The 20,876-nt window shown below is 64.8% G+C and carries 22 protein-coding genes and 1 pseudogene; 8 read left to right on the forward strand and 15 right to left on the reverse strand.

Annotation, left to right across the window (positions count from 1 at the left end; translation table 11 throughout):
- Window position 1: 1 nt before the first annotated feature.
- The 3 genes from N511_RS0110890 to motA all read right to left on the reverse strand — a co-directional run bounded on the left by N511_RS0110890 (window position 2) and on the right by motA (window position 2,328).
- Complete coding sequence (locus tag N511_RS0110890; RefSeq protein WP_027679316.1) at window positions 2-415, reverse strand: response regulator; 414 nt, start codon at window positions 413-415, stop codon at window positions 2-4.
- A gap of 25 nt (window positions 416-440) precedes the next feature.
- Entirely contained in the window at window positions 441-1,388 is a 948-nt protein-coding gene (motB, locus tag N511_RS0110895) for a flagellar motor protein MotB (RefSeq protein ID WP_027679317.1), read from the reverse strand.
- A gap of 79 nt (window positions 1,389-1,467) precedes the next feature.
- Entirely contained in the window at window positions 1,468-2,328 is an 861-nt protein-coding gene (motA, locus tag N511_RS0110900) for a flagellar motor stator protein MotA (RefSeq protein ID WP_027679318.1), read from the reverse strand.
- Between the two features lie 107 nt (window positions 2,329-2,435).
- On the opposite strand from motA, the gene N511_RS25240 reads away from it, so the two are divergent.
- Entirely contained in the window at window positions 2,436-2,807 is a 372-nt protein-coding gene (locus N511_RS25240) for a hypothetical protein (RefSeq protein WP_155954042.1), read from the forward strand.
- 71 nt (window positions 2,808-2,878) lie between these two features.
- Here N511_RS25240 and flhC read toward each other — a convergent pair whose 3' ends face one another.
- The 9 genes from flhC to N511_RS0110945 all read right to left on the reverse strand — a co-directional run bounded on the left by flhC (window position 2,879) and on the right by N511_RS0110945 (window position 11,186).
- Window positions 2,879-3,439: a flagellar transcriptional regulator FlhC gene (gene flhC, locus N511_RS0110905; protein WP_027679319.1), complete on the reverse strand. Its 561-nt coding sequence runs from the start codon at window positions 3,437-3,439 to the stop codon at window positions 2,879-2,881.
- Window positions 3,440-3,515: 76 nt separating this feature from the next.
- On the reverse strand, window positions 3,516-3,833 hold the full coding sequence (gene flhD / locus N511_RS0110910) for a flagellar transcriptional regulator FlhD (RefSeq protein ID WP_004627783.1): 318 nt from the start codon (window positions 3,831-3,833) through the stop codon (window positions 3,516-3,518).
- A gap of 861 nt (window positions 3,834-4,694) precedes the next feature.
- On the reverse strand, window positions 4,695-5,591 hold the full coding sequence (locus tag N511_RS0110915; RefSeq protein ID WP_027679320.1) for an SMP-30/gluconolactonase/LRE family protein: 897 nt from the start codon (window positions 5,589-5,591) through the stop codon (window positions 4,695-4,697).
- Window positions 5,588-6,442, reverse strand: a complete 855-nt coding sequence (locus N511_RS0110920; RefSeq protein ID WP_027679321.1) for a citryl-CoA lyase — start codon at window positions 6,440-6,442, stop codon at window positions 5,588-5,590. Before N511_RS0110920 ends, N511_RS0110915 begins: the two co-directional genes overlap by 4 nt.
- 2 nt (window positions 6,443-6,444) lie before the next feature.
- Entirely contained in the window at window positions 6,445-7,632 is a 1,188-nt protein-coding gene (locus N511_RS0110925; RefSeq protein WP_027679322.1) for a CaiB/BaiF CoA transferase family protein, read from the reverse strand.
- A gap of 71 nt (window positions 7,633-7,703) precedes the next feature.
- On the reverse strand, window positions 7,704-8,498 hold the full coding sequence (locus N511_RS0110930) for an IclR family transcriptional regulator (protein ID WP_009240454.1): 795 nt from the start codon (window positions 8,496-8,498) through the stop codon (window positions 7,704-7,706).
- Window positions 8,499-8,518: 20 nt separating this feature from the next.
- Complete coding sequence (locus N511_RS0110935; protein ID WP_027679323.1) at window positions 8,519-9,523, reverse strand: ABC transporter substrate-binding protein; 1,005 nt, start codon at window positions 9,521-9,523, stop codon at window positions 8,519-8,521.
- 27 nt (window positions 9,524-9,550) lie between these two features.
- Window positions 9,551-10,381 carry an ABC transporter permease gene (locus N511_RS0110940; RefSeq protein ID WP_027679324.1) on the reverse strand — a complete coding sequence of 277 codons (831 nt, stop codon included), beginning with the start codon at window positions 10,379-10,381 and terminating at the stop codon, window positions 9,551-9,553.
- Window positions 10,365-11,186, reverse strand: a complete 822-nt coding sequence (locus tag N511_RS0110945) for an ABC transporter ATP-binding protein (protein ID WP_027679325.1) — start codon at window positions 11,184-11,186, stop codon at window positions 10,365-10,367. Before N511_RS0110945 ends, N511_RS0110940 begins: the two co-directional genes overlap by 17 nt.
- Window positions 11,187-11,445: 259 nt before the next feature.
- On the opposite strand from N511_RS0110945, the gene N511_RS0110950 reads away from it, so the two are divergent.
- Both N511_RS0110950 and N511_RS0110955 read left to right on the forward strand, forming a co-directional pair.
- Entirely contained in the window at window positions 11,446-11,958 is a 513-nt protein-coding gene (locus N511_RS0110950; RefSeq protein WP_027679326.1) for a FlxA-like family protein, read from the forward strand.
- A gap of 155 nt (window positions 11,959-12,113) precedes the next feature.
- Window positions 12,114-13,730 (forward strand): membrane protein, encoded by a 1,617-nt coding sequence (locus N511_RS0110955; protein ID WP_027679327.1) that lies wholly within the window; start codon window positions 12,114-12,116, stop codon window positions 13,728-13,730.
- Window positions 13,731-13,739: 9 nt separating this feature from the next.
- Here N511_RS0110955 and N511_RS0110960 read toward each other — a convergent pair whose 3' ends face one another.
- Window positions 13,740-14,447, reverse strand: coding sequence for a GNAT family N-acetyltransferase (locus N511_RS0110960; protein WP_027679328.1), 708 nt, complete (start codon window positions 14,445-14,447; stop codon window positions 13,740-13,742).
- 304 nt (window positions 14,448-14,751) lie between these two features.
- Here N511_RS0110960 and N511_RS0110965 point away from each other — a divergent pair, with 304 nt between their 5' ends.
- A complete protein-coding gene (locus N511_RS0110965; RefSeq protein WP_027679329.1) occupies window positions 14,752-15,435 on the forward strand; it encodes a hypothetical protein in 684 nt (227 codons plus the stop codon).
- A 414-nt stretch (window positions 15,436-15,849) separates the two neighbouring features.
- Here N511_RS0110965 and N511_RS0110975 read toward each other — a convergent pair whose 3' ends face one another.
- Both N511_RS0110975 and N511_RS24110 read right to left on the reverse strand, forming a co-directional pair.
- Window positions 15,850-16,404, reverse strand: coding sequence for an NADPH-dependent FMN reductase (locus tag N511_RS0110975; RefSeq protein ID WP_027679330.1), 555 nt, complete (start codon window positions 16,402-16,404; stop codon window positions 15,850-15,852).
- Between the two features lie 43 nt (window positions 16,405-16,447).
- Complete coding sequence (locus N511_RS24110; protein WP_081785357.1) at window positions 16,448-17,665, reverse strand: cation:proton antiporter domain-containing protein; 1,218 nt, start codon at window positions 17,663-17,665, stop codon at window positions 16,448-16,450.
- A gap of 260 nt (window positions 17,666-17,925) precedes the next feature.
- Between N511_RS24110 and N511_RS0110985 the strand changes: the two genes are divergently transcribed.
- The 4 genes and pseudogenes from N511_RS0110985 (at window position 17,926) to N511_RS0111000 (ending at window position 20,732) form a co-directional block, all read left to right on the forward strand.
- The gene (locus tag N511_RS0110985) at window positions 17,926-18,687 is read left to right on the forward strand and encodes a CoA transferase subunit A (protein WP_027679331.1); all 762 of its coding nucleotides are present in this window, start codon (window positions 17,926-17,928) and stop codon (window positions 18,685-18,687) included.
- Window positions 18,688-18,715: 28 nt separating this feature from the next.
- A complete protein-coding gene (locus N511_RS0110990; protein WP_027679332.1) occupies window positions 18,716-19,390 on the forward strand; it encodes a 3-oxoacid CoA-transferase subunit B in 675 nt (224 codons plus the stop codon).
- 18 nt (window positions 19,391-19,408) lie between these two features.
- Window positions 19,409-20,035, forward strand: a pseudogene (locus N511_RS0110995) (2-hydroxychromene-2-carboxylate isomerase); the annotation flags it as partial.
- Entirely contained in the window at window positions 20,028-20,732 is a 705-nt protein-coding gene (locus tag N511_RS0111000; RefSeq protein ID WP_027679334.1) for a Crp/Fnr family transcriptional regulator, read from the forward strand. The pseudogene N511_RS0110995 and the gene N511_RS0111000, both read left to right, overlap by 8 nt.
- Window positions 20,733-20,876 lie beyond the last annotated feature (144 nt).

The raw sequence follows: 20,876 nt of genomic DNA on the forward strand, positions 1-20,876 counted from the left end.
TTTAATGCGTCGATGCAGACCCGTGGGTCTGCGCATGCCATTCGAGCAACTGCATCACCGAATCCGTCAGCCCGTCCGGGTCGAACGGCTTGGGCAGGAAGCCCGTCGCGCCGGCAGCACGTGCCTGGTCGCGGATGGTGCTGTCTGCCTCGGTGGTCAGCATGAGGATCGGGGTGTCGGCGTAGGCCGGCAGCGTGCGCAGCGCACGGATGAGGGTCAGGCCGTCCATCGACGGCATCACCTGGTCGGTGATCACAAGGTGGTGGCTGCCCTGGGCCGCGGTGCGCGCGGCTTCCAGCGCGGCGGTGCCGTCGCCGGCTTCCGTCACGGCAAAGCCGCACTCGCGCAGGCACGCGGCAATCATGCGGCGGATCGATGTGGAATCGTCCACCACCAGGATGTGTTTCTCGCTCATTGACTGTTTCTCCCCTCGGCGCTCTTTATGGCTTGGCCGCAGTCACCGCGTCTGCCACGCCCGTGGCACGTGCGGCGGCGTCGGTCAGCGTGTCCTTGCCGTCATTGCGCAGGTCGGCCACCGGCTCGACCCCACCCGAGCGCACGGCTTCAGCGGCGCGTGCGTTGAGCACGACGATGCTGATGCGGCGGTTGATCGGGTTGTAGATGTTGGCCTTGTCCAGCGGCACCGATGCCTCCAGGCCCACCACGCGGCTGACCTTCTCGGGCTTCATGCCGCCCGCCACCAGCTCGCGCCGCGATGCGTTGGCGCGGTCGGCCGACAGCTCCCAGTTGCTGTAGCCGTGCTGCGTGGCGTACTGCGTGGCATCGGTGTGGCCCGACAGGCTGATCGGGTTGGGCACGTCGTTCAGCGCCGAGCCCAGCTCGCGCAGGATCGTGCGCATATACGGCTGCACTTCGGCGCTGGCATTGGCAAACATCGGGCGGTTCTGCTGGTCGACGATCTGGATGCGCAGGCCTTCGGTGGTCATGTCGATCAGCAACTGGTGCTTGAACTGGCTCATCACCGGGTTCGTCTCGACCATCTCGGCAATCTTCTGCTTGAGCTTGTTCAGCGCCGCGTCATCCGACTCATCGCGGATATTGCGCTGGCGTTGCACGGTCGGGCTGGGGCTCGGGTTGGGCTGCGGCATGTTCTGCTTGAGCGCCGGGCTGCCGTTGAGAATGCTGGACTGGTCGCCCGAACCGGCGCCGCCGAACAGCGCCACCTTCAGCGGCGTGCGGAAATACGTTTCAACCGACGACAGCTCGGCCTTGGTCACCGAGCTGAGCAACCACATCAGCAGGAAGAACGCCATCATGGCGGTCACGAAATCGGCGTAGGCGATCTTCCACGCGCCACCGTGGTGGCCGTGTCCGCCTTTCTTGTTGCGCCGAATGACAATGAAGGTCGGCGTGCTGGACTTGCTCATGGTCCGTTCCCGTCGGTGTGTGCTGCGTCGTTAATGGCTTGGCTCGTTGGCCACGCTCTGTGTCATATGGGGTTCAGCGCTACGCTGTCTTGGCGCCACGGACGTGGTCTTCCAGCTCGGCAAAGGACGGGCGCTCGGTCGAGAACAGCACCTTGCGGCCGAACTCCACGGCAATCGCCGGGGCGTAGCCGTTCATGCTGGCCAGCAGCGTGACCTTGATGCACTGGAACAACTTGGTCGATTCTTCGGCGCGCTGCTCCAGCAGCGAACCCAGCGGCCCGATGAAGCCGTACGCCAGCAAGATCCCGAGGAACGTACCGACCAGCGCGGACGCGATCAGCTTGCCCAGCTCTGCCGGCGGCAGGCCGACCGAGCCCATGGTGTGCACCACGCCCATCACGGCGGCCACGATGCCGAAGGCCGGCATGGCGTCGCCCACTTTGGTGATGATGCGGGCCGGTTGTTCGGCTTCGTGGTGGTGGGTGTCGATTTCCTGATCCATCAGCGCTTCGATCTGGAACGGATTCAGGTTGCCGCCAACCATCAGGCGGAGGTAATCGCAGATGAAATCCAGCGCGTGGTGATCAGCCTGGATGGCGGGGTAATTGGCGAACAGCGCGCTTTCGTGCGGGGCTTCGATGTCGGCTTCAATCGACATCATCCCTTCGCGGCGGATCTTGGACAGCACCACGTACAGCAGCGCCATCACTTCCATATAGAGGGCCTTGGTGTACTTCGAGCCCTTGAACAGGCCCGGCAGCGCCTTGACGGTGGCGTTGATGGCCTTTTTGTCGTTGCCGACCACGAAGGCGCCAATGCCGGCGCCGAAGATGATCAGCAGTTCGGTCGGCTGGAACAAGGGCCCGAGGTGTCCTCCGGCCAGCATGTAGCCGCCGAACACCGACGCGAGAATCACGATGTAACCGATGGCAACTAACACGGGGCGAACTCCTGAATGGGCGATCCTTCGATCAATACAAGAGGGAATATCGGCATCCCCCCGGTTAACTGAAGGCTTGAGCGCCGGCTTTTGCTGCTGCGCGGTGCTTGGAAAACCCTGCCGCCGCGCCCTTCTTCACCAAGAACGGCAACAAAACGGGCGGCTTGAGCACCACCTGGCTGAAAGAGGGCGTTCCCCTAGGCGGATCCAAAGAAAAAGGGACGGAAATCGCTTTCCGTCCCCACTTTTCGCCCGTCTTCCTTCTTTCTACGCGCGGCGGCAAAAAAAATGCCGGTCCGCAGTTTCCCGCGACCGGCCTACCCCCTTCCCCTTTTGTCCTGCCTGAGCCCCTGTGCTTTCCTGCTCTGTGTTCCTTGCTCTTTTGTTCTTTGTATTGTTATGTGCCGGTCTGGCCGGCTATTCGGCTATTCCCGTATTTCCCGTACTGCTACCCGTATTTCCCGTCCGCCCTTTTTTGACCATCCCCCGGCGGTTCTGCAACTCCCGTACTCCCGTACTTCCGACTTCCCGTATCCCTGCAATGCCGTTATCAGGCGTCGATCGTCTTTTCTGCGATCGCATCGACCGGAGCAGCGACGCGCTTTTTCTTCCCTGCGCGTGACGGCGGCTGGCACACACCGCACACGAAATCGTGGTGCAGGTCGTCTGCGTGGGCCACGAAATGGCCGGTGCAGCGCTTGCACTTCACGGTGTGCAGCATCTTCCCCTCGAAGAACTTCAGCATCATCCACGCGCGGGTGATCGACAGCACCTCTTCCTGTTCGTGGACGTGAATGTGTTCCTGGTACAGCTTGTAGGCCGAGATCAGGCGGCGCACTCCCGTGCTGCGGCTGTTCTCGCCCAGAAAACGGTAGATGTTCAGGAAGATCGACGAATGGATGTTCGGCGACCACGTCAGGAACCAGTCTGCCGAGAAAGGCAGCATGCCCTTGGGCGGCGATTCCCCGCGGATTTCCTTGTACAGCTTGACCAGACGCTCACGGCTGAGCGTGGTTTCCTGTTCCAGCAGTTGCAGACGGGCACCGAGCGAAATCAATTCCGCTGCAAGGTGGATCTGCTGAACTTCGTTCATGACGCTGGTGTGACGCATGGCACTGCTCCCGCTTCGCTTGCTACTCATCCAAAGTGCAATCCCTGAACCCGGCGGAACACCCGCCGCAAATGGCTCAGCTGATCTGCTCAACCGCCTGACGTGCCAGCAGGATCGACATTTGCGATTGCTGCAGGCCCTTGTCACGGTGCGGCTGGGTCACCAGACCCAGGATGGCGTGATCGTCGAAGCGGAAGCGGCACAGCATCATGTTCGTGCTGGCCAGCTTGACGATCTGCGCGGGCGACATCGTCAGCAGGATGTCAGCCAGTTCTTCAGAGATGCCGAGGCGAAAGAGTGCGGCATCGCGATCCTTGGCCAGCATCTGCTGGGCAAGCATCAAATAGGTGAGATTCAGCTCGCTGATCTCGGAAACAATGTCTTGCGTGTCCATGTATGTCCCGTCGTGTGCAGTAAAAGTACAACTTGCATCCGGTCTCGCATGGTGATGTCCGGTTGGCGCTATTTTTTTGCGCCTACCCTCGCCGGGCTGTTCACCAATCCCCACAGATCGGATGTTTCCTGCAGTCGGCGCCGTTGCCGGCACTTCCTGCCCCTTCTTACTCACGTCGCTAAAGACATGGCGAAGTTGTTTTCTGTTGAACACATTGTGGTTTGTGGTCCGGGGTAAGTAAAGAAGGGTGGACCCCTACGTTGGAGGGGTGAGGTAATCCGTTTTTTTGTAAGCCGTTTTCCTACAAATCTGTTAATAAACGTTGCAAATGAAGCCTTTGCCGACGCAACAGGCCTGGGTGGACCATGCGCTAAAGCGGGTGTTTGACACGTATTTACCCCAATGAACGGCGAAAGATAGCAATTAAATTGCCTAAAGTTGTCGGAAATCAACAAAGAAGGCGTCGCACTTCTGCGACTGTGAGCATTGGATGCCGGGTTAACCGCTTGTAGGACACTTCTGACCCACTCCTACACGCCGTGTAGGACAGTTCCGACCGCTTTTGGCCCGGTTTTGTAGGAGCACTCCTACAGTGAAATGGCGGTTTTGTAGGACGGCTCCTACCTTTCCGTTTCTCATGTCGAGACACGTCTCACAAAACGATACAAAAACGATCTGTAAAAGCAGTGCGCCCGGGCTAAAAAGGACGAGCCCAGCACTTCTTCTGTTGCAGTGCGCAAAAAAGTGCCGTATGGGCGTCTGCGGAACGAAAAAACGAAGGAATTTTGACGATCTGACAGCCGCCCCGATGTAGGACAGCTGTAGGACAACGTGGGCTGCGACAACAGCCCGCGTTTGCGCTCAGTCGTGGCGGGGCGGCGTCCAGCGGGCGCGCAATACGGTGCCCGTGGCGGATTCGGTGATGACGAGCGAGTGCCCGTCGGGCGTGAGTGCAACGTTGGTAGTGGTGCGCCCCCGGCACGATGCGATGCGCGCCAGTGGTTCGCCATGCGGCGAGACAACGAACACCGCGCCCAGCGATGCATGCGCGACGAAGAGGTGGCCGGCTGCGTCCATCGCCATGCCGTCGGGGCCGCTGGTGCCGTAGAACTGCGCGAAGCGGCCGACCTTGCTCGTGCTGCCGTCGGCGAGCAGCGGCAAACGCCAGACGGCGTTGTCACGCGTCATGGCCACGAACAGCGCGGATTCGTCGGGCGTCAGCACCAGACCGTTGGGGCTCGGGCCATTGGCGAGCAGACAGTCGAGCCGGCCATCCGTGCGCAGGCGATACACGCGGCCGGTCGGGTCATGCAGGCCAGTCTGGCCTTGGTCGGTGAAATACACATCGCCGTTGCGCGCGACGATCAGATCGTTGGGGCCCTTGAAGCGTTCGCTGTTGCGTCGCGTAAGAAACGGCGTGACTGCGCCCGTCGCGGGGTCGAGCGACAGCAGACCATTCTTGTAGTCCGCAATCAGCAGCGTGCCGTCGTGGCGCAGCGCCAGGCCATTCGGTTCGCCGTCGTATTCCGCCACCACATCCCAATCGCCCTGCGAAGAGACGCGCAGGATGCGGCCATGCGGAATGTCGACCAGCCAGAGATTGCCGTGCGCGTCCCAGCACGGGCCTTCCAGGAAGCAATCGACCGGCGCGCCGCCTTTGTTGGCGCGCGACCATTCGGTCGGCACCGGCCGACGCAACGCGGCCGGCATCTCCGCAAAGACGGTGGTTTCGACGATGGGCCAGTTGAAATACGTCATGGTGCGGTGGCCGGCTCGGCTTGCGCCAGATGCCGTGCGGCATGCCCGGTATAGCGGTACGGCAGCTGGCGCGGCATCGGGCCCTTGTTGCGCTCGCCGCGGCCGCTTTGCTCCCAGGCGTGCGCCAGGATGCCAACGGCACGCGACAGGCAGAACACGCCGCGCGCAAGCGGCGCCGCAAAACCCAGTTCCGCATAGATGACGGCCGTGGCGCCGTCGATGTTCATCGGAATCGGCTTGCCCTTGCGGCTGGAGAGCAGCGCTTCGATAGCGCGGCCGATGGCGGCATACCGCCCGCCGACCACGCCGTCCTGCGCTGCCTCGTCCACGAGGGCAAGCAGGCGCCCCGCGCGCGGGTCGACCGGGTGAAAACGATGCCCGAAGCCCGGCAGGTATTTGCCATGCGCAGCGATGAACGCGTCGACACCCGCCGCCGTGGCCGCCTCCAGCGAAGCGCCGTCGAACATGCGCGCCTCGATATCGTGGAACAGCTCGACCGCCTGCTGCCCCGCTCCGCCGTGCACGTCGTCCAGCGCATTCAACGCAGACGCCATCGCGCCGTTGAGCGGCAGGCCACAGCTTGTCGCCATCTTTGCGATCGCAATGGATGGCGCATGCGGGCCGTGATCGACCGACGCCACCAGCGCCGCTTCCAGCAAGGCCGCCTGCCGCTTGGCCGGCAGTTCGCCGCGCAGCATCAGCCAGATCATTTCGGCAAAGCCGATCTGGCCGATCAGTTCCTGGATCGGGTAGCCGCGTACGTGGATGCGGCCGGGTTCGATGTCGATGATGTCGGTGCGCCAGTAATCGGCGGCGAGGCCGGCGGCGTCCTGTGTCGGTGCGGTCGTCATGATCAGATGGCGCCTTCGGCGCGCAAGGCTTCGATTTGGTCGTGGCGGTAACCGAGCCTGGCAAGCCAGTCGTCGGTATGGGCGGAGAGCGATGGCGCCGGTGTCTGCGGGCACGGATCTTCGCCCGAGAGGCGGAAGCCCGCGCGCGTCACGTGCTGCCCGGCCTCGGGGAACGAGGTGACGAAGCCGCGGCCCGTCACCTGTTCGTGCGCCAGCACGCCAGGCACGTCGAGCACCAGCCCGGCCGGCACGCCGGCTTCGATCAGCAGCGGCTCCCATTCGGCGGCCGCGCGCGCGGCCAATGCCGCTTCCAGGGCGTCGTTGAGCTGCTGGCGATGTTCCTTGCGTGCATGGCGCTCGGCAAAGCGCGGGTCGGTGGCCAGTTCCGGATGCCCCACCACGCGGCACAGCGCGGCAAACTGCTTGTCTTCGTTGGCGGCGATGTTGATCAGCCCATCGCCCGTGGTGAATGTGCCCGACGGCGCGGCGGTGAAATTCTGGTTGCCCATCGGCTGTGGCGTCACACCGGCGTTCAGGTAGTTGGAGACGACCCAGCCCATGGTGGCGAGCGTCGATTCCAGCATCGACACATCGACCATGCAGCCCTGCCCCGTACGCTGCGCGCCGAGCAGGCATGCGGTGACGGCCAGCGCCGCCGTGATGCCGCCCACCGTGTCGCTGATCGGGTAACCGACGCGCAGCGGCGCTGACGCGTCGTCGCCCGTGACGCTCATCACGCCGGAAATGCCCTGGATGATCTGGTCGTATGCGGGTCTGCTGCTGAGCGGGCCGTCCTTGCCGAAGCCCGAGATGGCGCAGTAGACGAGACGCGGATTGACCTCGCGCAGCACGTCGTAGCCGAGTTCCAGGCGGTCCATCACGCCGGGGCGGTAGTTCTCGATCAGCGCGTCGGCCTGCGCCACCAGCTTGAGCAGGATCGCGCGCCCCTCGGGGTGCTTCAGGTTGACGGTGACGGACTGCTTGCCCGCATTGACGGCGACGAACGAGGCGCCCATCTTGCGGCGCGCCTGCTCAGGATCGGCGCCCAGACGGCGGGCGAGATCGCCATTGCCCGGCACCTCGATCTTGATGACTTCTGCGCCGAGCAAACCCAGCTGATAGCCGCAGAACGGCCCGGCCAGCACGTTCGACAAGTCGAGCACGCGCAAACCCGCGAGAGGCAAAGCCATGAAAACAACTCCTGCTACACAGTCGGCTCCGCCCCTCGCCCCGCTCAGGAGGTTGGGCGTCTTGGCGCAGCCTAGGTTTTAGAGATCAGTTGGGCAGCGAGACGCAGCGGCGCGGGGTCGCCACCCAGCGTGGACGTGATTTGCGCGGCGTGCTCCAGCACCGGCACGCGCCACGATTGCAGCAGCGCCCCGTCGATGCGCGAGGCCGGACCGGCAAGGCACAGCGCACCCCGCAGCGCCTGCTGCACACCAAACACCGGCACCGACAGGCCCACCGTTTCCCGATCGCGCTCGCCGATCGACACGTAGTAGTGATCGCGCCGGATCGCGTCGTACGTGGCGCCCTGCATGCCCGAGAACGCGCACAGCACACGCCCGCCCGAACCGCGCTCCAGCGGCAGCACGTCGCCCTCGCGCACGTGATCGCGGATCGAATGGTTCGAATCCACGCGGTGCAGGCAGACACGCACATCGCGCTCGCGGATATAGAGCGACACCGCCTCGCCCGTGGCCTCGGCCAGGGCGCGCATGTGCGGCAGCACCACGTCGCCCAGGCGCATGCTGCGCTGGTAGAGCGCGCCGAGCATCAACGGCGCGGCGCCGATCTGGTAGCGGCCGTCTTCCAGCCGAAACAGCATGCGGTGCTGGATGAGCGAGCCGGCAAGCCGCAGGATCGTGCTCTTGTAGAGCCCGGTGCGCGCGGCCAACTCGGCCAGCGTCAGCGCGTAATCGCCGGGGCGGAACGCAAACAGGATCGAGAACGCGCGGTCCAGCGCAGCCACGCCCGACTGCCCCGGCGTGGCGGCATCGCCCTCGTTGGCGGCGGGCGTGATCTCGTTCTGGGTGGTTTGGCGCTCTGCGGTCATGGCGGGTTGGGCGAGACGGTTCACTTGACCGTCTTCAGGGCTTGGTCGACGAAGCGGTTAGTGTACGTTTTCGCCAGGTCGATCTTGGCGTTGCGGATCTTTTCGTCGTAGCTCGAGAGCACCGTCAACGCCACCTTGGCATCGGCATCGGTCATCAGGCCGTCCTTGGAAAAAATCGGCTTGGAGTGGCGCAGCGCATCGACAAACACGTCGCGCCCGCCCACCTGCTGCTCCTTGGGCATCTTGTCGGCAATGGCCTCCGGCGTGCTGGCGTCGATCCATTTGAGCGTGCGGATGAAGGCGTTCACCAGACGCTGCACGGTCTCGGGATTCTTCGTCACGAAGTCGCGCGTGACATACAGCGTGGCGGTCGGGTAGCGGCCGCCGAACACGGCGTTGGAGCCGGCATCGGTGCGCGTATCGACGAGGAACTTGGCGGCGCGGCGCTTCTCCAGCAGGCTGGCTACGGGGTCGAAATTGACGAGCGCATCGATCTCCTTGCGATCCAGCGCCACCATGCCCGGCGCGCCGGAACCCACGGCGATGTACGACACGTCGTTCACCTGCAGGCCGCTCTTGATGGCGTAATAGCGGGCAAACAGATCGGTGGACGAGCCCGGTGCGGTGATGCCGATCTTCTTGCCCTTCAGGTCCTTGCCGTTCTTGATATCCAGGTCGGGCCGCACGGCCAGCACGATGCCGGGCGTAACGTTGAGCAGCGCGACCGAGACAATGTCCTTGCCCTGCGCCTGAATGTGGATGGTGTGGTCATAGAAGCCCACCACCGCATCGGTCGATCCGGCAATCAGCGCCTGCAGCGCCTTGCTGCCGCCGGCCTGGAAGTTCTCCACCTTCACGTTGAGCCCTTCCTTCTGGAAGTTGCCCAGCGACTGCGTAAGCGGCACCGGCATGTAGTTCAGGATCATCGAGCCGACCGACAAGCTCACGTCCTTCTTCTCCGGCTCGGCGGCGTTGGCTGCCGTGCAGACGGCCGCACACAACAGGGCCGAAATCCATCGCTTCATGGTTGTCTCCATCATTGTGATTGGGGCTCAGGCGCCCGTTTCGGGGTCGACCTTCGGGCGCCACACCAGCAACTTGCCTTCGAGCGCATCGACGCTGCGGTCCAGCGCAATCACGAAGGCCGACAGCACGACGATTCCCGAGAACACGCCGGTGGCATCGAACACGCCTTCGGCCTGCGCAATCAGGTGGCCCAGGCCAGCGGACGAGCCGAGGTACTCCGCCACGATCGCGCCCATCACGGCCATGCCGACGGAAGCGCGCAGGCTCGAGAGAATCCAGCTGGTGGCCGACGGCACATACACGTGGCGCAGCAGGCTGATGCGGCTGGCCTTGAGCAGCCGCGCGTTGGCCAGGATGACGGGGTTCACCTCGCGCACGCCCTGGTACGTATTGAAGAACGTGATGAACAGCACCATCGTCGCGCCCAGCGCCACCTTGGAGGTCAGCCCCAGACCGAACCACATCACGAAGATGGGCGCGAGCAGGATGCGCGGGATCGCATTGAAGACCTTGATGAACGGGTCCAGCACCTCGGCCGCGAGCTTGGACAAGCCGAGCCACAGCCCCAGGCTGATACCGAGCAGCGTGCCGATGCCGAACGAGAGAATCGTCTCGGCCAGGGTGATGGCCAGGTGCGTGTAGATGTCGCCGGCGGTGAACCACTCCCAGATGCGCGCGACGATCGACGACGGCATCGAGAAATAGAACGGATCGACCACGCCCGCGCGGCCGAGGCCCTCCCACGAGCCGAACATCCACACCACCACGGCCAGCTGGAACAGGCGGATCTTGGTCTTGTGCGCGAGACCGGCGCGCTGCGTGCCCACGGTAGGCATCGTGTTAGTGCTGGACGGCATGGCTCTTCTCCACTTCGGTGCCGAGGATCGACCAGATCTCGCGATACAGGCGGATGAACGCGTCGGACATGTTGATTTCAGACACGTTGCGCGGACGCGGCAGCGTGATTTCGACATCGCCAACCGGCCGGCTGGCGGGCCCGGCGGACATGACGACCACGCGGTCGGCCAAGGCAATGGCCTCCTCCAGGTCGTGCGTGATGAACAGCAGCGATTTGCGGTCTTCCTGCCAGAGGCGCAGCAGCTCGCTCTGCATGAGGTGGCGCGTGTGCACATCGAGCGCCGAGAACGGCTCGTCCATCAGCACGATCTTGGGCGAGAGGATCAGCGTCTGCGCCATGCTGATGCGCTTCTTCTGCCCGCCCGAGAGCTGATGCGGATAGCGCGCCTCGAAGCCGGCCAGGCCGACCTTCTTCATCCACGGACGGGCGCGCTCGCGGGCCTCGTCTACCGGCATGCCCTGGAACACCAAGCCGAGCGCGACGTTGTCGAGCGCCGTCTTCCAGGGCAGCAGCGAGTCCTGCTGCATCATGAAACCGGCATTGCCGTTGAGCCCGGTCAACGGCTCACCAAACACCGTGACGCTGCCGCCAGCCGGCTTGAGCAGCCCGGTCACCGCATTCAGCAGCGTGCTCTTGCCGCAACCCGTCGGCCCGACCACGGCCACGAATTCGCCTTCACCAATCGACAGGTCAACGCCCTGCACCGCGGTGAAGCTGCCGAACCGCACCGAGACCTGATTGAGCTGGACCGCCGGCAACCCGGCGTGGAGTCGGCCACTGGCGGCCGGAGGGGAAGAAAGCATGGGCGTCTCCTTGAACGCGCCTGAGTCGATGCGTTCTGTTTGATGGAATTTAGTTCTATTTTATAGACCATAACCGACCCAGTTAACGGGCGTAAACCCGTAAACTCCGCACAAACTTGAGATGAGGACGGAGATCAACAGGCTTTCTTGTACAGATATGTTCTTTCTGAGGAAATAATGTTCTTTCTGTCAGAACAACAAGATTCAGGACCCGTCAGATTTATTGGCCTGGAGGCTAAAGTTTTCCGCCCGCCATCCGATGAAAGGCGTACCGATCAGCGAGATGGCCATGCAACTTTCCTCACCTTCCGTTTCTACTGCGACCGCCGGCGCATCGGGCAGCGGAAGCAGCTCGGGCGCCGACATCGAGCGCCTGCAGCGCCAGCTCAAGAACCTGCAGAAGTCGATGCAGGATCTTCCCGCGCAGAATCTGCCGCCCGATCAAGCACGCGAGCAGGCGCAGTTGCTCAGCCAGCAGATCCAGATCGTGCAGGCGCAGATCGCGCGCCTTCAGGCGCAGAACGGCCTCGAGCAAGCCGAGACCCGGCTGGAGAACCGCCACAACACCTCCAAGAACGCTTCCGGCACCGGCAATACCGATGCGGCCGCCAAGGCCCGCACGACAGACAAGGTCACCGGTTCGTCCACCGTAAGCGACACCCGGCAGCACACCCGTGAGGCAGCGCAGGCGCAGGCGGCACAGTCCGCCCACCCCGCCAGCGCAGAGGCCATCACGCCGGCCAAGCCACCGCTGGTTTCCGTCAGGGCTTGACGGGCGCAACGCGGCGGCGGCTTTTCCTGGATGACGCCGTTGCCCGCGCCTGACCGCCCCGCTCTTCACCCCCTCCCATCGGGGGGACGCCAGCTTGCAGCGCCGGCAGCGACAATCGCCGCGCCGCCCTCCCGTGTGCGGCACAGAGAACACGCATGACCTCCGCCGCCAGCGACGCCGCCCTGCCCCCGACCGCCCCTTCCGATCCGCATCCGGAGCGCACGCCATCGCGCAATTTCTTTGCACGCCACTGGCGCGGCGACTACAGCCTCGCCCGGTCGTACTGGCTGCACACGGCGCTGATGCAGTTTGGTGTGGTGGCGCTCAGCGCCGGCGTCACGCACGCGCTGGCACATAACGCACCGGCGCGCGCGGCGTCTGCCGCACTGCTCGTGATTTACGTGATGGGATTGGCGCTGTGGATCTGGGCGGTGGTCGGCACCTGGCGCTCGGCCGATCGGGAGCAGGCGCGCAACCGGCTTGCTGGCTTGTCAAACCCATGGCCGCTGATCGCGAAGGTGATGATCGTGCTCGGCGCCGTCGGCACAAGCTCGCGCGTCATCAACGATGGGCCGCGCCTGAGCGCGCATCTGCGCACCGCGCTGGGAGAACAGGCGGCGTCGCCATTTACGGTGATGCCGCAACGCGATGGGCGCGCCATCCTGTTCAGCGGCGGCATCAACGACGGCGCCGCCGATGCCCTGGAAGCCGCGCTGCGCAAGGCGCCGAATGCCACCGCCGTCGTGCTGCGCTCCGAAGGCGGCTGGCTGCGCGAGGGGACGCTGGTGGCAGACGTCATCCGCCGCCATCATCTGCGCACGTATGTTGAGCGCAGCTGCGCTTCTGCCTGCACGATCGCCTTCCTTGCAGGGGTCGACCGCGCCGCTGCGCCGGGCGCGCGCATCGGCTTCCACCGCCCGCGTGCGGTTGGCGCCGATCACGATCAGAGCCCCGGCTCCACCGACAGCGAACTCTGGCGTGCCTATTCAGATGCCGGCTTGCCCGACGCCTTCGTGCGCCGCGTGCAGGACACGCCGTTCGACCAGATGTGGTTTCCGTCCGCGCAGGAATTGCTGGCCGACCATGTCGTCACGCGCGCTTCGCCCGGTGGTGAATACGCAACCATGGCCACGCAGTTGAACACCCGCGAAGCCCTGGCCGCGGAACTGCGCAGCGCCCCGCTATATGCAGCGTTGGAGCGCAAGTACCCCGCGCACTTCAGCCGCTTGATCGACACGCTGTGGCCAGAACTGCAGCGCAACGTGACGGATGCGCAAGCCATGACGCTGCTGCGGGAGCAGACAGGCAAGCTGTATCGCGCGCTGATCCCGACCGCGCCGAATGCGCTGCTCTTTGCCAACGCCCAACTCACGCTGGAGCAGGCGCAGGCCCTGCAGCGCGTGAGCGCGGAAGCCTGCGTGGCTTATCTGGATGGCACGTCCGGGGCAAGCGCCGCCGCCGCGCGATTGCCGCGCGCGCTGGTGACCCGCGAGCAGGCCTTGTTTTCGGACCTGATGCAGGCCGCCGACCCGGACCACGCGCCGGTTGTCACGCGCGCACAAAGCCTGCCGGTGCTGCAGCTCGCCGTGGCCGCGCTGCCGCTGGCTGAACAGCGCGTGCTGACCGTCCCCGCGCTGCGCCACGCCGCGCCGCCGGCCGAACGCTGCCAGGCGCTGATCGGCTTCTCCCGCTCCATCCTGGCGCTGCCGGAAACCGAACGCGCGCTGGCGCTGCGCGGCATGTACGCCGATACGTCCGCGCCCGATTCGTAGCAAGACGCTTCAGGCCGAACGCAACGCAGCCAGCGATGCACGCTGGCGCCCGTCTTCATCGAAGTTCTCCGGCGACAGCCATTGCTCGAATGCGGCCCGCACCTGCGGCCAATCGGCGTCGATGATGGAGAACCAGGCGGTATCGCGGCTGCGGCCCTTGTAGACCACCGCCTGCCGGAAAATGCCCTCGAACTGGAAACCCAGCCGCTGCGCGGTCTGCCGCGACGGCGCATTCAGGCTGTCGCATTTCCACTCGTAGCGCCGATAGCCGAGATCTTCAAACACGTGCTTCATCAGCAGGAACTGCGCTTCCGTCGATGCGGGCGTCCGTTGCAGCAGCGGCGAGAAGGTCACGGCCCCCACTTCGATCACACCGTGGTCAGGCGTGATGCGCATCAGCGCCAGCGTGCCGACCGGCCGGTCGGTACGCGCGTCGATCACGGCGTACTGCAGCGGATCGCGCTTCGCCGCAATGCGCTCGATATAGGCAACGTGTGCGGCGATATCGGCAAACGGGCCTTCCACCATGTATGTCCAGACGCGATCGTCCTGCGCCTCGCTGAACGCATCGAACAGCGCGTCGGCGTGCCGGGCAGCATCAAGCGGTTCCAGTCGGCAATAGCGGCCGGCGAGCGGCGTGTGCGGCGGCAGCGGTCGGGGCGTCCAGCCGGGCAGCGGCGCGCCGATGGGTTGCTGATATGCGTTGAGCGTGGTCATGCGCAAAACCTGGATCGAGAACATCGAAGAACGAAGAACGAAGCACCTTCACGCTACCGAACATCCTGGCTCCATGAGAAGAGCCATGGAAGCCCATCCTGATAGAGCCACATCGCCCCCCCCCACGCGCGGATTAATCCGTTCGATGCCCCGCCACACGCCGGTGGCGCACCTGCATGCCAATCGATATGTTGAGGGCGGGGGAAGACGGCGCCACGAATAGGCGCGGGCATACGCATTGCTGTGCGTAGGTATGCACACGCCCACGGAATCGTTCGCCATCTTTTCTGCCAGGAGCCCGCGAGTGGCGCCGTACATCGCAACGTGGTACCGCCGCTGGGGCGGTTGTGTCGGATACGCATGCGCAGCCGCATGGATCGCCGCGCTCGGCATGGTGCCGTGGACATCGGCCCGGGCGGCGCCCAGGTTCATCTACCCCGTGACGCAGCGCATTGACGCCAGCGCCAGCATCGCCCTGCCACGCACATGGGGCCCATTGCGGCTGACCAGCGAAACGCCCATTCCGTCCGTTGCGGCCACCATCAACTCACCCTTTGGCCCGTCGCGGCTGGTGTTTGCACAGCAGACCGTCCCGCCGGATAGCTTTGCGCTGGTGACGGTACGCAAGTCCGATTTCGACAAAGGCACGCCGGATTATCTGGAAACCGTGCGCCCGCGCGATCTGGCCATCCTGCTCAACCACATGGAATCGCGCGTGCATGGCGATCGCCCCGCCTGGGCTGCCCGGCTCGTGCGCGGCAAGGCCCCGACCCAGCAGGTTCTTGCCGGCCGCCGGTTGATCTACTGGGAAGGCGAATGGAACACCTCCGCGGCCCGGACTGTGGTCGTTCGGGGGTATGCGTTTTTCGGCAACGGGGCGGTTTATCTGCTGCGCGTATTCGGCACCGCGGGGCATGACAACCCCACTGAGTTTGCCGAAGAAGCCCGTTTTGCCGATCTGGTGGCCGCGACCTTCCGGACGAAATAGCGGGGGCGCCCGACGTCAGTTGTTGCAATGCAGCAACAGATCTGGGCACATGGCGCGGGCGTCTTGCAAGCGCAGAGGCGTCCACGCAAGGGCTGAAATCTGTTGTTACTCTTGGAACAGTCTGTTCACCCCACGCCGTATTGTTCTTCCGCATTGCAACACCTACACTTCGTGACAGTTGTTCAGACATCGATTGCCTGAACAAGCAATGCAAGTGTTGTAAGGAGAACAATGATGAAATGGTTGGATATTGGCGCCGTCATGGCCGCCTGGATTGCGAGCTGCGTGGCAGCCGGCTGGCTCATCAGCGCCGCCGCTTTCCTGGCTTAATGCCCTGCCCCAAGGCATAAGGCAAAACGGCCGAGCGGGAACCCCTTCCCCGCCCGGCCCTGAACACCCCGGTTGATCGATTCGTCAGGCTGGCTTCTGACCCGCCCACTCGACGAATCGGTCGACAAACCCCTGCAAGAACTGGCGCGTCCGCGCATCCGTCACCCCGCCCTGGGCATCAAAGGGCTCCCCCGCAAAGTGGAAGAACACCTCCGGCAACGGCAAGACCTTCACGCCGACCGCCGCGAGCACATTACGTAATTGCGCCTGCGACAACGCCGTGCCGATCGCGCCCGGCGAAGCCCCCGCAATGCCGGCCGGTTTACCGCCCCACACGCTCTGGCCGTACGGCCGAGAACCCCAGTCAATCGCATTCTTCAACACGCCCGGGATGCCGCGGTTGTATTCCGGCGTGACGAATAACAAGGCATCCACGCCCGCCACCGCCGCCTTGAAGCGCTGTACCGGCTCGGGCAGGCTCGCGTCGAGGTCCTGGTTGTAGAGCGGCAGCTCGCCAATTTCGATGAACTGCGCCGTCGCCCCCGACGGCAACAAGCCCGCTAGCGCCTGCGCCAGCTGGCGGTTGAACGACGCCTTGCGCAGGCTGCCGACGATCACTCCGATAGTCAGATTGCTCATGAACACTCCTTGCGTGCAAAACAGTTCGGGATGGCGCTGACGCTCAATCCGCCGTCGCCGGCTCCGGGGCCACCTCGCGCTTGAGACGGTTGATCAGGGCAAACATCAGCGGATTCAGCAGAATCGACAGGATCGCCGCCGACAACAACAGCCCCCGCGCGCGGTCGGGCAGGATCTCCAGGCTGATCCCCAGCCCGATCAGGATGAACGAAAACTCGCCGATCTGCGCGAGGCTGGCGGAAATCGTGAGCGCCGTGCGGTTACCGTGGCCAAACGCGCGCACCACCGCAAACGCCGCCAGCGACTTGCCCACCACCACGATCAGCACCGTGCCCAGCACAGCCCAGGGGTCTTCGATCAGCACCCGCGGGTCGAACAACATGCCCACCGACACGAAGAACAGCACCGCAAATGCGTCGCGCAGCGGCAGCGATTCTTCCGCCGCGCGCTGGCTGAATTCGGACTCGGCCAGCACCATCCCCGCAAAGAACGCGCCGAGCGCGAACGACACGCCAAACAGCACCGTCGCGCCATAGGCGACGCCCAGCGCCGTGGCGAGCACCCCCAGGCGGAACAGCTCCCGGCTGCCCGTCATGACGATGCGCTCGAGCATCCACGGGATCACGCGGCGGCCCACCACCAGCATCAGTGCGGCAAAGGCCACCACCTTCGAGAGCGTGACGGCCAGCACCTTGACGATGTCCCACGTGCTGACCGCCGTGCTGCCGGCGCCGCCCAGCGCCCCCGCCAAGGCCGGCAGCAGCACGAGCGTCACCACCATCACGAGGTCTTCCACGATCAGCCAGCCGACGGCGATGTGGCCTTCGTGCGAGTTGTCGATACCGCGATCTTCCAGCGCCTTGAGCAGCACCACCGTGCTCGCCACCGAGAGCGCCAGGCCGAATACCAGCCCCGGGCCCCAATCCCACCCGAGCAGCCACGCCAGCCCCATGCCCATGAGCGTGGCGAGCGCAATCTGGCCGATGGCGCCCGGAATGGCGATGGCCTTCACCGCCAGCAGCTCCTTCATCGAGAAGTGCAGCCCCACACCGAACATCAGGAGGATCACGCCCAGCTCGGCCAGTTGCGGCGCAAGGCTTTGATCGGCCACGAAACCGGGCGTGAACGGCCCGGCCACCACGCCCGCCATGAGATAGCCGACCAGCGGCGGCAGACGCAGGCGCTGCGCGATGGTGCCGAAGATGAAGGCCAGCACGATGCCACCGATGATGGTCGAGATGAGCGGGGTGTCTACGTGCATGCGGTCCTGAAATGGGAATGGGGCGGGTTCAAAGACGGGCGGAGCGGAAACGCTGGGAAAGTGGAAAGGGCCGGGCGGCCCTTGTGCGACAAGTTGGGGGCGGATTTGTTCACATTGCGTCACAACTATAAGGATTGGCCTTTGCGAAACCTTACGAAGCAAATGTCATGCAGAAGACATCGCGGCAGAAACCGCGCTCCTACACTGCGCCGCAGACCCGCTCGGCCAGCGCGGCCAGGGCGATCCCTAGGAGACACCACATGCGCTACGCCAACAAAGTCCTTCCCGTGGACGAGGCCATCGCCCACGTCCGCAGCGGCAGCCGCCTGATGCTGGGCGAATTCGTGGGCGCCGGCGAGCCGGCCTGCTGCATCGAGGCGCTGCTCGCCAGCGGCATCGGCCAGCTCACGCTCATCACCAACACGCCGGGGCTGCGCGGCGGCTTTCTCAAAGCCCGGCTGTTCAGCTCGGGCCAACTGGCCGAGTTCATCGGCACGCACGTCGGCACGACCGACGAATCGACACAGGCTTACCTGACCGACTCCGTGCGCGTGGCCGAGTTCTTTCCGATGGGCACCTGGGCGGAAAAAGTGCGCGCCGGCGCGCTGGGCCTGGGCGGCGCCCTCGTGCCGGTGGGCGTGGGCATCCTCGACCAGCCCGGGATGTTTCCCAAGCGCGGCGCCCCCAAGCAGACGCTCACCGTCGACGGCACGACGTGCTTCGTGGAGCCGCCCCTGCGCGCCGACGTGTCGATCATCAAGGGCTGGCGCGCCGATACCTTCGGCAACGTGGAGTTTCGCGGCACGGCACTGCAGAACCAGCGCGACATCGCCATGGCCGGCGACTACACCATCGTCGAGGTGAACGAGATCGTCGAAGTGGGCACGATTCCGCCCGAGCGCGTCGGCTGCCCGGGCGTGTTCGTCAATGCGGTGGTGCAGGGGCTGTCGCTGGACGACCAGCACGCGCTGTACAGGCACCACTGGACGAAGCTTGGCCGCCTGCCCGCTGCCGAAGCGTGATCGTCAGACCCACAACGAGGAGACCGCCATGCAAGCCCTGCCCGAAACGCCCAAGCAACGCATTGCCGCCCGCTGCGCGCTGGAACTGCGCGCCGGCGAAGTCGTCAACCTGGGCCTGGGAATCCCCACGCTCACGGCCAACTATCTGGACGCCAATGCCGGCGTCATCTTCCATACCGAAAACGGCGCCTTCGGCTTTGGCGGACGCCCGCCGCTGGACGCCGTCGACAGCGACCTCACCAACGCCGGTTGCGAGCCCATCACGCTGATGCCGGGCGCGGCGCTCATGGACCTCGCCACCTCGCTCGGTGCGATGCGCAACGGCTACATCGACGTGACGATCCTCGGCGCGTTGCAAGTGGACGCGCTGGGCAACCTCGCCAACTGGGCGTGCGATCGCAACGGCAAATGGTGGCCCGGCATTGGCGGGGCAATGGACCTCTGCTACGGCACGCGCAAGGTGATTGCTGCGCTGGCGCACACCGACAAACACGGCAACTCCAAGATCCTGCCGCGCTGCACGCTGCCGCTCACGGGCCGGCGCTGCGTGAAGGTCATCGTCACCGAGCACGCCGTGTTCGACGTGACCGACACGGGGCTGGTGCTGCGTGAAATCCTCTCACATGCGACACTCGACGACATTCGCGCCATGACGGCAGCGCCCTTCACGCTGGCGCCGCTGCTGCAGATGCGTGCAGCCTGAGGAGACTCCATGCCCACCACCGTCGATTGGTTCTTCGATGTCATCTCGCCGTTTGCCTACCTGCAGCTCGAGCAGTTCGATGCGCTCCAGAAGGCGAACGACATCGTCATCCGCCCGCGCCCGCTGGTGCTGGGTGCGCTCCTGCATCACTGGGGGCAAAAAGGCCCGGCGGAGATCGGAGCCAAACGCGTGTTCACGTATCGGCATGCGCTGTTTCGCGCGCAGCAGCTCGGCATTCCGTTTCGCATGCCGCCCGCCCACCCGTTCAACCCGATCAAGGCATTGCGGCTGACGATTGCGATGGGCGGCTCGCTCGACGCCGTGCGGGCGGTGTTCCGGCATATCTGGCGCGACGGCAACGATGTGGCGTCGCCCGAGGGCTTTGCCGCGCTGTGCGAGGCGGTCGGCTTTGCAGAAGGCACAACCGCTGTCGAACAACCGGCCGTGAAAGACGCGCTGCGTGCGCACACCGATGCGGCCATCGCGCTCGGCGTGTTCGGGGTGCCGACGCTGGTGCACGACGGCGAACTGTTCTGGGGTGAAGACGCGACCGACATGTTCCTGCAGAGCCTGCGCGCTGGCTGGCTCTCCACGCCCGAAGCGCAGCGCGTGAGCACGCTGCCGGTAGGCATTCAACGTGGCTGAGCACGACACCAACTCGCGCCCCGGCATCAGCCGCGCACGGCTGGCGCATATCGCGGCGTGGTCCATCGATCTGCCCGCGGAAGAAGCCGACCGCGCCTGTGCCGGCATCGTTGAGAAAACCTACGCGCGCGGCGCCTGCATCTGTCCAAAAAACACGTTGCTGGAGAGCTGGACGGGCGTGGTCACAGGCCTCATCAAGATCGGCACGGTCTCGCCTGAGGGGCGCAGCGTCACGTTTACGGGCGTACCGGCGGGCGGCTGGTTTGGTGAGGGCACGGTGCTCAAGAACGAGCCGCGCCGCTACGACATCGTTGCGCTGCGCGACACGCGCATGGCCTTCATGGACCGCTCCACCTTCATGTGGCTGGTGGAAAACAGCGTGGCGTTCAACCGCTTCCTGGTGAAGCAGCTCAACGAGCGGCTCGGGCACTTCATGGCGCTGCTGGAATACGACCGGCTGCTGGATGTCACGCCGCGCCTGGCGCGTTGCATTGCGTCGCTGTTCAACCCGGTGCTCTACCCCGGCGCGGGCGACCACCTGGAGATCACGCAGGAAGAACTCGGCCTGCTTTCCGGCATGACGCGGCAGGTGGCCAACCAGTCGCTCAAGGCCCTGGAGAAGGACGGCGTGGTGCGGCTGGAGTACGGCGGCGTGACGGTCGTCGACCTCGATCGGCTGCGCAGCTATGGCGCCTGAAGACGCCACCTTTATTAACGAATCTTCATCCGGCAGAGCGGACCGCACCCGCTAGAATCGCGGCACAACAAGACAAGATCATTACGCTGCGGCATGCGGCCCGCGCCGCCCGCAGCCGGAAGAGGGAACAGGGCCGCGCACCCC

Source organism: Ralstonia sp. UNC404CL21Col, assembly GCF_000620465.1.
GTDB lineage: Bacteria > Pseudomonadota > Gammaproteobacteria > Burkholderiales > Burkholderiaceae > Ralstonia > Ralstonia flatus.

Coding starts and splice junctions, on each gene's coding strand:
- N511_RS0110940 (WP_027679324.1), bottom strand. CDS start 10,381: ATGCCGTCCAGCACTAACACGATGCCTACCGTGGGCACGCAGCGCGCC.
- N511_RS0110960 (WP_027679328.1), bottom strand. CDS start 14,447: ATGACCACGCTCAACGCATATCAGCAACCCATCGGCGCGCCGCTGCCC.
- N511_RS0110920 (WP_027679321.1), bottom strand. CDS start 6,442: ATGACGACCGCACCGACACAGGACGCCGCCGGCCTCGCCGCCGATTAC.
- N511_RS0110930 (WP_009240454.1), bottom strand. CDS start 8,498: ATGACCGCAGAGCGCCAAACCACCCAGAACGAGATCACGCCCGCCGCC.
- N511_RS0110950 (WP_027679326.1), top strand. CDS start 11,446: ATGAAAGGCGTACCGATCAGCGAGATGGCCATGCAACTTTCCTCACCT.
- N511_RS0110955 (WP_027679327.1), top strand. CDS start 12,114: ATGACCTCCGCCGCCAGCGACGCCGCCCTGCCCCCGACCGCCCCTTCC.
- flhC (WP_027679319.1), bottom strand. CDS start 3,439: ATGCGTCACACCAGCGTCATGAACGAAGTTCAGCAGATCCACCTTGCA.
- N511_RS0110945 (WP_027679325.1), bottom strand. CDS start 11,186: ATGCTTTCTTCCCCTCCGGCCGCCAGTGGCCGACTCCACGCCGGGTTG.
- N511_RS0110990 (WP_027679332.1), top strand. CDS start 18,716: ATGCAAGCCCTGCCCGAAACGCCCAAGCAACGCATTGCCGCCCGCTGC.
- flhD (WP_004627783.1), bottom strand. CDS start 3,833: ATGGACACGCAAGACATTGTTTCCGAGATCAGCGAGCTGAATCTCACC.
- N511_RS0110925 (WP_027679322.1), bottom strand. CDS start 7,632: ATGGCTTTGCCTCTCGCGGGTTTGCGCGTGCTCGACTTGTCGAACGTG.
- N511_RS0110915 (WP_027679320.1), bottom strand. CDS start 5,591: ATGACGTATTTCAACTGGCCCATCGTCGAAACCACCGTCTTTGCGGAG.
- N511_RS24110 (WP_081785357.1), bottom strand. CDS start 17,665: ATGCACGTAGACACCCCGCTCATCTCGACCATCATCGGTGGCATCGTG.
- motB (WP_027679317.1), bottom strand. CDS start 1,388: ATGAGCAAGTCCAGCACGCCGACCTTCATTGTCATTCGGCGCAACAAG.
- N511_RS0110890 (WP_027679316.1), bottom strand. CDS start 415: ATGAGCGAGAAACACATCCTGGTGGTGGACGATTCCACATCGATCCGC.
- N511_RS0110935 (WP_027679323.1), bottom strand. CDS start 9,523: ATGAAGCGATGGATTTCGGCCCTGTTGTGTGCGGCCGTCTGCACGGCA.
- N511_RS0110985 (WP_027679331.1), top strand. CDS start 17,926: ATGCGCTACGCCAACAAAGTCCTTCCCGTGGACGAGGCCATCGCCCAC.
- N511_RS0110975 (WP_027679330.1), bottom strand. CDS start 16,404: ATGAGCAATCTGACTATCGGAGTGATCGTCGGCAGCCTGCGCAAGGCG.